Raw genomic sequence first — 11,793 nt, 5'->3', positions numbered from 1 at the left:
TCAGGGAAATGCAGCACGCACCCAGGCCGGCGCCGCAGCACGTCAGCAAGCCGCCGCGACAGTTGCCATGTCAGGTGCAGTCGACCTCTCCGCACTGAAGGAGAAGGCCGAGGCGCAACGAGCGCAGGCGCGTCAACCTGCCGCAGCGGCCCAGCGGCCCAGCGCTGGAGCGGCGCCGCCCGGCGGCAACGTGATCGACGTGACGGATGCGACCTTCGAGACCGAGGTCCTGGCCCGTTCGACGAGACAGCTTGTCCTGGTCGACCTCTGGGCGGAGTGGTGCGGTCCGTGTAAGCAGTTGTCGCCTGTGTTGGAGAAGCTCGCGAACGCCTCTGGCGGCACCTGGATGCTCGCCAAGATCGACGTCGACGCGAACCCGCAGATCGCGCAGGCCTTCGGTGTGCAGTCGATTCCGACGGTTGTCGCACTCGCCGCTGGTCAGCCCGTCGCCGCGTTCAACGGCGCCCGTCCCGAGGCCGAGATCGTCGACTGGATCGATCAGATCCTCGCCCAGGTCGGCGGTGCGCTCCCCGGGGCTCCTGCCCCCGAGGCAGAGCAGGAGATCGCCGACGATCCGCGCATGGTCGCCGCCGAGGACAAGATGAACGCGGGCGACTTCGACGGCGCGCTCGCCGACTACCGCGCCATCGCCGAGGCCGAGCCCGACAACGTCGAGGCCGCATCGTTGGTGCGCAACCTCGACTTCATGCTCCGTGCCCAGGCTCATGACCCGGCGATCGTCGAGAACGCCGCTGCGACAGACGTCGACGCTCAGCTCGCGGCTGCGGATGTACTGCTACTCGGTCAGGATCCCGAGGGAGCATTCACGCGCATCATCGACGTGGTGAAGGCGACCTCCGGCGACGACCGCACGCGTGCGCGGACCCGGCTGCTCGAGCTGTTCGAGCTGTTCGACCCTGCCGAGCCCTTCGTGGTGGCCGCTCGTCGAAAGCTGGCTGCCGCGCTGTTCTGAGCCGGTCATCGGCGGTCAGTTCACCTTCCGGCGGTAGATGCGGGCTGCGACGATGTTCGCGACGATGAGGATGCCGACGCACCACCCCAACGCGATCCATATGTCGGTACCGACCGGTTGCTCTGCGAGTAGTGACCGGATGCTGTCCACGATCGACGTGACGGGCTGGTTCTCCGCGAAGACACGAACCGGTGTGGGCATGGATTCAGTTGGCACGAATGCTGAGCTGATGAACGGCAGCAGGATCAGCGGATACGAGAATGCGCTCGCCCCTTCGATCGAGTGAGCCGTGAGCCCGGGGATGACGGCCACCCATGTCAGAGCGAGTGTGAACACCAGCAGGATGCCCGTCACCGCGAGCCACGGCAGAAGCCCTGCATCAGAACGAAATCCGATGGCGAGCGCCACGCATACAACGATCAATACCGCCGCCGCGTTCGCGAGCAACGACGTGAGCACGTGCGCCCAGAGGGCCGCCGACCGCGCGATCGGCATCGAGCGAAAACGCTCGATCATGCCTGCACTCATGTCGGAGTAAAGCCGGAAGGCGGTGTAGGACACCCCGGAGGCCACGGTGACGATCAGAATTCCCGGTAGCAGGTAGTCGACGTACGACCCGGATTCGGTCTCAATGGCGCCGCCGAGGACGTACACGAACAACAGTAGGAATGCGATCGGCATGATCGCCGTGGTGATGACCGTATCGGGGCTGCGGGTCACGTGACGGAGGGTGCGGCCGAGCAGAAACCGTGTATCGGAGACGAAAGTGGTTGTCATGGATGTTCTTTCGTGCTCGGCTCACCGGTTACGGCGAGGAAGATGTCTTCGAGGGATGGTCGCTTCTCCACATACTCGACCTGAGCGGGAGGGAGAAGTGCGGACAGTTCGTCGAGTGTCCCGTCGGCGATGATGAGGCCGCGATGAAGGATGGCGATCCGGTCGGCGAGTTGCTCGGCCTCTTCGAGGTATTGGGTGGTGAGCAGCACGGTGGTGCCGCGACGTGCGAGAGTGGCTATCGACTCCCAGACCTCCTGGCGTGCTTGAGGATCCAGGCCGGTCGTCGGTTCGTCGAGGAAGAGGACGAGCGGATCTCCGATCAGGCTCATGGCGATGTCCAGACGCCTGCGCATGCCGCCGGAGTACGTGCCGACTCTGCGGCGGCCGGCGTCGGTCAGGGAGAATCGTTCGAGGAGTTCGTCGGCTATGTCACCAGGGTGGGGCAGATGTCGTAGTCGCGCAACGAGAATCAGGTTCTCGCGGCCGGTGAGGATCTCGTCCACGGCTGCGAACTGGCCGGTGAGACTGATTGATCGCCGTACGTCGTCGGAGCTGAGCGCGACATTGTGTCCGTTGACGCGTACCGTGCCGTCGTCGACGCGACTCAGCGTGGCGAGCGTCCTGATCATGGTGGTCTTTCCCGCGCCGTTCGAACCTAGGAGGGCGAAGACCGACCCGGCGTCGACGTCGAAGTCGACGCCGCGCAAAACCGCGAGCTCGCCGAACGACTTGCGGAGTCCGCGTACCGAGATGGCGGGTTCAGTGTGAGCGACGGTGTTCACCGGTGGTCTCCGGCTTCGTTCTGGGCGGCGATGGCTTTGTCGACTTCGCTGCGGAACTGGCTGCGCGCCTTGGTGATCCACGACGCTTCCGGGTAGCTTCGGAGGAACTCCTCTGCGAACTCGATCGGGTCGTCGCCGACGATGTCGGCGATCGTGGTGCCGTCTGCGGACGACTGCTCAAAGAGATCGGCAAGGTTTTCGAGGAGAGACATCAACGCGTCGACGTCCGAGGACGCGAAGTAGTAGACGTAGTGCTCGGTGCCGTCGAGCGCGCGACGGTAGGTGTCGGGCAGCGCATGCTTGCGCGCCTTGTATGCGCGATACCGCTTCTTGTCTGCGACGATCTTGCCCATCATCATCAGTGTCCCTTCTGGAGTTGGTCGAGCCGTTGGGTGAGGAAATTCCAGGTGCGCCAGAACTCGTCGAGATACTCCCGGCCGGAGTTGTTGAGCGAGTAGACTTTTCGCGGCGGTCCCTTGTCTGAGGGAACCTTCTCGACGTCGACAAAGCCTCGCTTCTCGACGCGGAGTAGCAGTGCGTACACCGTGCCCTCCGCGATGTCGGTGAATCCTTGATCGCGTAGCGCCGTGGTGATCTCGTATCCGTAGGCCGGGCGTCGGCTGAGGATCGCCAGAACGATGCCCTCTAGCGTCCCCTTCAGAATTTCGGTCAGTTGTTTGCTCATGCGACCCCACTAGCTAGTGGTACTGAGTACTAGTACATAGTATCGCTGAGTAGCTAAATCGCAAGAGGCCTCGAAGAGTTGGCTGCAGTTCTGTTCTGAGCTGGCCGTGCGTAGCTGGGCGTCGAACCTACGAGAGAGTTCTCGGAGTTTGCCGCGTGGCGACGATGGTCACGAGGTTGGCTTCGCCCCAGTCTCCGAGGGGAAGCAGTGCGTCGTTGAGTGACTGTCCCAGCGGAGTGAGCGAGTACTCCACTCGCGGTGGCACTTCCCGGTAGACCTCGCGGTGGACGATGCCGTCGCTTTCCAGTTCGCGCAATTGCTGGGTGAGCATCTTCTCGCTGACACCCGAAACGTTGCGCCGCAGTTCGCCGAAGCGGCAGGGGCGCTCGTGCAGCGCCCACAGGATCAGCGGCTTCCACTTTCCGCCGACCACCGCAACCGCCGCGTCGAGCCCGCAGGAGAACGGACCCTTGCTCGAAGCATCAGACATCAGCCAATACTAACCATTCGGTGGCTACCTAACGCGAAAGTGCGTACTTGTGAGAAGTGCAGCGGCACAGGAGTGTTGAGGCATGACTTCTACCGTGACCGTGATCGGGGCAGGCCCGATCGGGCAGGCCATCACCCGCGCTCTACTCTCAGCAGGCCACGAGGTGACCGTCTGGAACCGAACCCCCGAGAAGACCGCACCGCTTGCCGAACTCGGTGCGCGTGTCGCCACCACTCCACGAGAGGCCTTGCGTCGCAGCGACATTGCGCTCATCTCGGTGCGGGGCAACGACGCTGCGCGCGACATACTTGAACAAGCCGAACTGTCCGGCGTGGACGTGCTCGTCGTGAACCTCACCTCCGACACCCCGAGTTCGGCGCGGGAGCTCGCAGGCTGGATGACCAAGCAGGGTGTCCGATACCTGAGTGGAACGATGCTCACCCCCTCCGTCCTGGTGGGGCAGCCCGGCTCGACGGCGGTGCTGGGTGGCGTCGAGAGTATCTATGAGCAAGCCCTCCCGGTGCTCGAGGTGATCGCGCCCGAGGTTGCACGCCATGGCGACGATCCCGGCGCTGTCGCCGCGCTCGACCTCGCGCTGCTCGATGCGTTCTGGGGCACGGTGACAGCGTGGAGCCACGCCGTCGCCCTCGGACGAGCCGAAGGGCTCAACGCGAACGACCTCACCGAGCGGCTGACCGCGATAGTGCATTTGGCCGCGGAGGTCGGAGCCGGGATCTCGCAGGATGCTGAGCTCGGCAGCTATCCCGGTGATGTGTCCACCATCGCGTCTGCCCGCAGCACGCTGACTCATATCCTCCACGCCAGCACGGATCGCTTCATCGACGCGGGTTTCCCTGGTTCCGTCGAAGCGTTACTCCGACGCGCTACCGACCACGGCTACCACGACGACGGGCCGTCGCGTCTGGTTCCGACGATCGCGCGGGCCGCGCACTAGGCCGGTGCGAGCCAAATTGCCGAGTTGGCAGGGATCGTGACCGACGCCGAGACCGGCCTCCCGTGCCAGCCCTCGCCGTCGGCCTCGACCGCGCCGAGATTGCCCTTACCCGCGCCGCTGTAGGCGGCGGCGTCGGTGTTGAGGATCTCGGTCCAGGTTCCGGCGCGGGGTAGTCCCACTCGGTAGTCTCTGCGGTCGGCTCCGGAGAAATTGAACAGGCACGCCACCACCGAGCCGTCGGAACCACATCGCAGGAAGCTGATGACATTGTTCGCGGTGTCGTTCGCGTCGATCCATTCGTAGCCCTGCGGATCGGTGTCTTGCGTGAACAGCGCGGGACGTTCGCGGTAGACGCGATTGAGGTCGGTGGTGAGCGCCGAGATCCCTTGGTGCAGTTCGCCTTCCCAGCCCTGGAGCTGATACCAATCCAGGCTGCGGTTGTCGGCCCACTCGGCGGTCTGACCGAACTCCTGGCCCATGAACAGCAGTTGCTTTCCGGGGTGCGACCACTGGTATGCGAGGAATACCCGCACGCCTGCGGCTTTCGTCCAGGAGTCGCCGGGCATCCGGCTCCACAGCGTGCCCTTGCCGTGCACCACCTCGTCGTGTGAGAGCGGGAGCACGAAGTTTTCACTCCACGCGTACATCAGCGAGAACGTGATCTCGTGGTGATGGAAGCTGCGGTGGATCTGGTCGCGACCCAGGTACCCCAGCGTGTCGTGCATCCAGCCCATGTTCCATTTGAGGCTGAATCCCAGTCCGCCGAGGTCGGTCATGCGCGTCACGCCGGGCCAGGCCGTCGACTCCTCGGCGACGGTCACCGCGCCCGGGAAGAGCTTGTGGACCGTCGCGTTGGTCTCCTGCAGGAACTGCACGGCCTCGAGATTCTCTCTGCCGCCGTAGATGTTCGGTCGCCAGCCGCCCGCCGGCCGCGAGTAATCGAGATAGAGCATCGATGCCACCGCGTCGACGCGCAGTCCGTCGACGTGGAATTCGTCGATCCAATAGAGCGCGTTGGCGACGAGGAAGTTGCGCACTTCGCGTCGCCCGAAGTCGAAAACGTATGTGCCCCAGTCGAGCTGCTCGCCCCGCATCGGATCGGCGTTCTCATACAGTGGCGTGCCGTCGAAGCGGGCCAACGCCCATTCGTCCTTGGGGAAGTGCGCGGGGACCCAGTCGATGAGCACCGAGATTCCCAGCGAATGCAGATGGTCGACGAGGTACCGGAAGTCGTCGGGCTTGCCGAAGCGGGCCGTCGGTGCGTAGTACGACGTGACCTGATATCCCCACGAACCACCGAACGGGTGCTCTGCGACGGGGAGGAATTCGACGTGGGTGAAGCCCTTCTCGATTACGTAGGCGCCGAGTTGCTCAGCGAGTTCGCGATAGTCGAGCCCCTTGCGCCATGAACCCAGATGCACCTCGTACACGCTCATCGGTTCACGTGTCGGCTCGCTCTCGATCCGACGGTCGATCCAGTCGTCGTCGGACCAGACGAAGTCCGAATGCGTGACCACCGACGCGGTGGCGGGCGGAACCTCCGTGCGCCTGGCCATCGGGTCGGCCTTGTCGTGGAGGGTGCCGTCGGCGCCGTGGATGCGAAACTTGTACAGCGTGCCCTCGCCGACGTCGGGGATGAACAACTCCCACACGCCCGATGGCCCCATTGACCGCATGGGCGTCGACCGTCCGCTCCAGCCGTCGAAATCACCGATCACGACGACGCCGTGCGCGTTGGGTGCCCACACCGAGAACGTCGTGCCGGGCACGTCGCCGTCTGGCGTGGTGTAGACGACGGTGTGCGCGCCGAGAACCTTCCAGAGCTCCTCGTGCCTGCCCTCGGAGAACAGATGCAGATCGAGCTCACCGATGCTCGGGAGGAACCGATAACCGTCGGCAACGACGAATTCTGTTGTGCCGCCGTGCCCGTCGGGGTAGACGACTCGATAGCGGTAGTCGATGAGGTCGGTGATCGGCACGGTGACGACGAACAGGTCATCGGTCTGATGGTGCATCGGATAGTCGACGCCGCCGATCACCGCCGATACCGAGATCGCATTGGGACGCAGTGTCCGCAGGATCGTGTTACCCCCGGGGGCGTCGTGGGCGCCGAGGAACGAGTGCGGGTCGGGATGCGTCGTCGCCATCAGACGTCGGAGGTCGTGGTCGGAAGCGAAGGGATCGGGCTGCGTGCTGGTCACGGTGTGCTCACTGGATTCGGTAGGAGAGTCGGCGGGCGGCGTCGGGACTCAGGGGTGGAAGGGCGACGATGTGTGCGACGGCGCGCCACGGTTCGAGTCGTACGTAATTCGCCTGGCCCCAACCGAATTCCTCACCGGAGACCTCATCTGTGCCGACGAAGCGCTCCTGCCAGTCGAATCCGAGTGCGGGCATGTCGAGCCACAGCGTCGACTCCTCGGCACCGAACGGATTGATGTTGACCACCACGACGACACGATCACCTGACACCGGGTCGAGCTTGGAGTAGGCGATCAGTGCCGGGTTGTCGAGGTGGTGAAAGGTGATGTCGCGCAACTGCTGCAGGGCCGGATGGCGTCGGCGGATCGCATTGAGTGAGGTGATCCATGGTTCGAGTGACTCGCCACGGCTCGCGGCTCCCTTGTAGTCGCGTGGGCGGAGTTCGTACTTCTCGGAGTTGAGGTACTCCTCGCTGCCCTCGCGCACGGGCAGGTGCTCGTACAGCTCATAGCCGCTGTAGACACCCCAGGTCGGCGACAAGGTGGCGGCCAGTGCCGCGCGTAGCGCGAACATGCCCGGTCCGCCGTGCTGCAGGCTCTCGTGCAAGATGTCGGGGGTATTGACGAAGAGGTTGGGGCGCGACTCGTCGGCGTGCGCGGCGATCTCGCGGCCGAACTCCTCGAGTTCCCACTTCGCGGTCTTCCAGGTGAAGTAGGTGTAGGACTGTGTGAAACCAAGGCGTGCAAGGCCATAGAGTAGTGCAGGTCTGGTGAATGCCTCGGCGAGGAACAGCACGTCGGGGTCGCGCTTTTTGACCTCGGTGATCAGCCACTCCCAGAAGTTCGGTGGCTTGGTGTGCGGGTTGTCGACGCGAAAGATCTTGACGCCCAACTTGTTCCACGCGAGCACCACTTCGAGTACCGCGCGGTAGATGCCGTTGCGATCGTTGTCGAAGTTCAGTGGGTAGATGTCCTGGTACTTCTTCGGCGGATTCTCGGCATAGGCGATCGTGCCGTCCGGCAGGGTGGTGAACCAGTCGGGATGCTCGGTCGCCCACGGATGGTCGGGGGCGGTCTGCAGGGCCAGATCGAGCGCGACCTCCATGCCGAGTTCGCTTGCGCGAGAGAGGAAATACTCGAAATCCTCCTGCGAGCCGAGCTGTGGGTGGATCGCGTCGTGACCACCCTGCGCCGACCCGATCGCCCACGGCGACCCGACGTCGTTCGGTGCCGCGACCAACGTGTTGTTGGGCCCCTTGCGATTGACCTCGCCGATCGGGTGGATCGGTGGCAGGTAGACCACATCGAATCCCATGTCGGCGATGCGCGAGAGATCTTGAGCTGCGGTCAGGAACGTGCCGTGCACGGGGTTGCCGTCGTTGTCCCAGCCGCCCGTCGATCGCGGGAACATCTCGTACCACGATCCGTAGAGCGCGCGGCGTCGGTCGGTCCAGATCCGCAGATTACGACTCTTGGTCACGAGTTCACGCACGGGATGTGCGTCGAGAAGGTCGACGACCTCGTCGGACAACGCGATTCCCACGCGATTCTCGACGCGTCTGCGCCTCGAGCGAAGTGAGTCGACGGCGTCGAGCAACAACTGGCGGTCGGTACCGTCGACCTGTTGCGCCGCTTCGCCGAGAATCCGCGCACCGGTCTCGAGGTCGTTGGCGAGATCCTCCGCGCCCTGACCGGCGTCGATCTTCTTGGTGACCGCCGACCGCCACGTCGCGTACGGATCACTCCACGCCTCGATGCGGAAGGTCCAGTAGCCGACGGCGTCGGGAACGATGGCCGCGTTGAAGGCATCGGGTTCCGTCGCGGGCGACATGCGGACGTCGAACGAGGTGCGGTAGGGCGTTTCGACGTGCAGGGTGACCCCGAGCGCGTCGTGTCCCTCTCGCCACGCGGTCGCGCTGATCGGGATCAATTCTCCGACAACGCATTTGGCAGGGTATTGCCCTGCGGAGACCAATGGTTGGATGTCGTCGATGCCCATCCGGCCGATCACTTCGGCCCCCTCTCGTCAGCGGCCACGCGCAGGGCCGGGAGTCCTCATCGATCCCACAGTGTTGCGTTCACTCTAGTGGCGTTGAGTTCAACACTAGTGACGTCGCCGGGTCGTGATGCCGAATCCGGGCGTCAGACTCACCGTAGCGGTACGGCGGCCAGTCTGCCGAGTGCCGCGCGGACCACGTCGGGGTCGGTCGTGCGCCAGAACGGCGGCATGGATGCGAGGAGATAACCGCCGTATCCGGCCGTCGCCAGACGCGAATCGAGGACGGCGACCACGCCGCGATCGTCGACCGACCGCAGGAGTCGCCCGGCGCCCTGCGCCAGCAGCAATGCAGCGTGATTGGCTGCGACCGACAGGAATCCGTTTCCTCCCCGCGAGGTGACTGCGCGCTGGCGGGCACCGAGTAGGGGATCGTCGGGGCGCGGGAAGGGAATGCGGTCGATGATCACCAGCGACAACGACGGGCCGGGGACGTCGACGCCCTGCCACAGCGACAGCGTGCCGAACAGGCAGGTCCTCGGGTCGTCGGCGAAGCGTGCGACGAGCGCCGCGGTGGTGTCGTCGCCCTGGCACAGGATGGGGAGGTCGCTGCGCGCGCGGAGCGCCTCGCTGGCCTCGCGGGCGGCGCGCATCGACGAGAACAGCCCGAGCGTGCGACCACCCGCGGCCTCGGTGAGCGCGGCGAGCTCGTCGAGTGTTGCGGGGGCGATGGAGTCTCGTCCAGGTCGGGGGAGATGACGTGCGACGTAGAGGATCGCCGAGCGTGGGTAGTCGAACGGTGAGCCGGCGTCGAGGCCCGTCCACCGCATCGGCGAACCGTCGGAGGGCGCAGCGCTGCCCGTTGCGGTGACGTCGCGTGCGGGTGTGTCGTTGCGGGCGTCGCCGCCGAGCGCGATGTCGTCGGCGGCCGGGGTGTCGGTGCCGCGGCCCGCTGCGGGCAGCCCCCATGTGGCGGCGAGAGCGTCGAAGGAGCCGCCGATGGTCAGTGTCGCGGAGGTCAGGATGACGGTCGACTCGGTGAACAGCGTCGCGCGCAGCAGTCCGCCGACCGACAGCGGTGCGATGTGCAGCACGGTGCGCGTCGACGATTCGGATCGGCCGGTGCGTTCTTCTGCCACCCAGACGACGTCGCGTCGTTTCGCCGGGTCGGGTTCGTCGAAGGCGCCGAGCACGCGGACCGCGGTGTCGTGGAGTTCTTCCAAGGAGGTCAGCGCAGCCGACCGTGCCGCGCCCTGGCCGTCGTCGGCGCCTCCCGGTCCGCGCGCGGGACCGATGGCCGAACGCGCCAGCCACAACCGATCTCGTAGCGTCGCCAGAACCAGCGCGGCATCCGCGGGCATGGCGGTCCACTCGCGCTTGGGGGCGTCGTCGAGCATGTCGCCGAGTTGCTCGCCCGCGCCGATCAGCGCGTCGACGGTTTCCTCGTCGATGAGCTTGCCGCAGCGTCGGGCGGCCACCGTGATCGAGGCGGCCGAGAGGTCGGACGTCGACACCGAAGTGATGCGGTCGACGAGGTCGTGCGCCTCATCGACGATCACCACATGGTGGTCGGGCAGTACGTTGGCCGGACTCATCGCGTCGATCGCCAACAGCGCGTGATTGGTCACCACGACGTCGACCTGCCCGGACTTGCGTCGTGCCCGTTCGGCGAAGCAATCCTCGGCATACGAGCAGTTCGACGCCCCGAGACACTCGCGCGAGGTGACGCTGACCTGCCGCCACGATCGGTCGGTGACGCCGGGGGAGAGGTCGTCGCGGTCGCCCGTGTCGGTGTCGGACACCCACTCGCGCAGGCGCGTGACCTCCCGGCCGGTGCGTGAGAGCTCGAACGCGTCGAACAGCTCGGTATCCGGCTCTTCGACGGTTCCCGCGTGAATCTTGTTCAGGCACAGGTAGTTTCCGCGACCCTTGAGGATTGCGAACGTCGGCTCGCGGCCGAGCGCGCCCTTCAGGGCTTTGGAGAGCCGGGGCAGGTCGCGCTCGACCAGTTGGCGCTGCAGTGCGATGGTCGCCGTGGAGACCACCACGGTGTCGCCGGACTCGACGGCGTGCCGGATGGCAGGCACGAGATAGGCCAACGACTTTCCCGTGCCCGTACCCGCCTGCACTGCGAGGTGCTGACCGGTGTCGATGGCGTTGGCGACGGCGGAGGCCATGCGGACCTGCCCGTCGCGGCGTTTGCCCGACAGCGCGGTCACGGCGGTGTCGAGGAGGGCGGTCACCGGCGGGAGCCCGGTCGCCCGCGAGGTAGTTGGCCCCGAGGCGTCCGACTTGGCGGCATTCGCTACAGATAGGTCGGTCACTAGGAAGCGGCCTGTCCGCCGTAGACCAGATCGCCCACGAGCGTGACGCCGGCGTCACGCATGCTGGTCAGCGCGGCGTTGGCGGTCGGTTCGGAGACTGCCGCAGTGAAGTTCAACAGGACGCGGGTGTCGAAACCCTCGTTCGCGGCGTCGATCGCAGTGGCGCGTACGCAGTGATCGGTGGCGATGCCGACCACGTCGACGCTGCGCACGTCATGGGCCCGCAGCCAGTCCGTGAGCGTGGTGCCGTCGTCGGAGGCGCCCTCGAATCCGGAGTACGCCGCGCTGTAGGCGCCCTTGGAGAACACCTCCTGCACCGCAGAGGTATCGAACTCGGGCGAGAACGCAACACCGTCCGTCCCGACCCTGCAGTGCGGTGGCCAGGTATCGACGAAGTCGGGATTGTCGGAGAAATGCGCGCCCGGATCGATGTGGTAATCACGCGTGGCCACGACGATGCCGTAGTCGTCCGTCAATGACTTCAGCGACCGCGCGACCGCGGTGCCGCCGTTCACGCCGAGCGCGCCACCCTCACAGAAGTCGTTCTGGACGTCGACGACGATGAGCGCCTGGGCTGGGCTGACGTCGTCGTCGAAGTGTGGGCTGGACATTC

11 protein-coding genes are annotated in these 11,793 nt (G+C 65.6%); 2 read left to right on the top strand and 9 right to left on the bottom strand.

The genetic code is table 11. From position 1 onward, the window contains the following. Window positions 1–67: 67 nt before the first annotated feature. Complete coding sequence (gene trxA / locus A5785_RS12075; protein ID WP_064866669.1) at window positions 68–973, top strand: thioredoxin; 906 nt, start codon at window positions 68–70, stop codon at window positions 971–973. Between the two features lie 15 nt (window positions 974–988). On the opposite strand, the gene A5785_RS12070 is transcribed toward trxA, so the two are convergent. The 5 genes from A5785_RS12070 to A5785_RS12050 all read right to left on the bottom strand — a co-directional run bounded on the left by A5785_RS12070 (window position 989) and on the right by A5785_RS12050 (window position 3,707). Further along, window positions 989–1,750 (bottom strand): ABC transporter permease, encoded by a 762-nt coding sequence (locus A5785_RS12070; RefSeq protein ID WP_064866667.1) that lies wholly within the window; start codon window positions 1,748–1,750, stop codon window positions 989–991. Further along, window positions 1,747–2,532, bottom strand: coding sequence for an ABC transporter ATP-binding protein (locus tag A5785_RS12065; RefSeq protein ID WP_064866665.1), 786 nt, complete (start codon window positions 2,530–2,532; stop codon window positions 1,747–1,749). The genes A5785_RS12070 and A5785_RS12065 overlap by 4 nt, the downstream gene beginning before the upstream one ends. Beyond that, window positions 2,529–2,885: a DUF1048 domain-containing protein gene (locus A5785_RS12060; RefSeq protein WP_231895464.1), complete on the bottom strand. Its 357-nt coding sequence runs from the start codon at window positions 2,883–2,885 to the stop codon at window positions 2,529–2,531. The genes A5785_RS12065 and A5785_RS12060 overlap by 4 nt, the downstream gene beginning before the upstream one ends. A gap of 5 nt (window positions 2,886–2,890) precedes the next feature. Further along, window positions 2,891–3,217, bottom strand: a complete 327-nt coding sequence (locus tag A5785_RS12055; protein ID WP_064866661.1) for a PadR family transcriptional regulator — start codon at window positions 3,215–3,217, stop codon at window positions 2,891–2,893. A 127-nt stretch (window positions 3,218–3,344) separates the two neighbouring features. Continuing rightward, window positions 3,345–3,707, bottom strand: coding sequence for a winged helix-turn-helix transcriptional regulator (locus tag A5785_RS12050; protein WP_064866659.1), 363 nt, complete (start codon window positions 3,705–3,707; stop codon window positions 3,345–3,347). Between the two features lie 82 nt (window positions 3,708–3,789). Here A5785_RS12050 and A5785_RS12045 point away from each other — a divergent pair, with 82 nt between their 5' ends. Beyond that, entirely contained in the window at window positions 3,790–4,662 is an 873-nt protein-coding gene (locus tag A5785_RS12045; RefSeq protein ID WP_064866657.1) for an NAD(P)-dependent oxidoreductase, read from the top strand. On the opposite strand, the gene glgB is transcribed toward A5785_RS12045, so the two are convergent. The 4 genes from glgB to A5785_RS12025 all read right to left on the bottom strand — a co-directional run bounded on the left by glgB (window position 4,659) and on the right by A5785_RS12025 (window position 11,791). Then, on the bottom strand, window positions 4,659–6,863 hold the full coding sequence (gene glgB / locus A5785_RS12040) for a 1,4-alpha-glucan branching protein GlgB (protein ID WP_064866655.1): 2,205 nt from the start codon (window positions 6,861–6,863) through the stop codon (window positions 4,659–4,661). The genes A5785_RS12045 and glgB overlap by 4 nt on opposite strands. Before the next feature lie 7 nt (window positions 6,864–6,870). After that, entirely contained in the window at window positions 6,871–8,871 is a 2,001-nt protein-coding gene (locus tag A5785_RS12035) for a maltotransferase domain-containing protein (protein ID WP_005201712.1), read from the bottom strand. A 137-nt stretch (window positions 8,872–9,008) separates the two neighbouring features. Then, window positions 9,009–11,099, bottom strand: coding sequence for an ATP-dependent DNA helicase (locus tag A5785_RS12030; RefSeq protein WP_064866653.1), 2,091 nt, complete (start codon window positions 11,097–11,099; stop codon window positions 9,009–9,011). A gap of 80 nt (window positions 11,100–11,179) precedes the next feature. Next, the gene (locus A5785_RS12025) at window positions 11,180–11,791 is read right to left on the bottom strand and encodes an isochorismatase family protein (protein ID WP_064866651.1); all 612 of its coding nucleotides are present in this window, start codon (window positions 11,789–11,791) and stop codon (window positions 11,180–11,182) included. Between the last annotated feature and the right edge of the window lie 2 nt (window positions 11,792–11,793).

The organism is Gordonia sp. 852002-50395_SCH5434458, from assembly GCF_001665905.1.
GTDB classification, from domain to species: Bacteria; Actinomycetota; Actinomycetes; order Mycobacteriales; family Mycobacteriaceae; genus Gordonia; species Gordonia jacobaea.
Note: the sequence above shows the minus strand (reverse complement) of the source record. Positions and strands in the feature narration are given on the sequence as shown.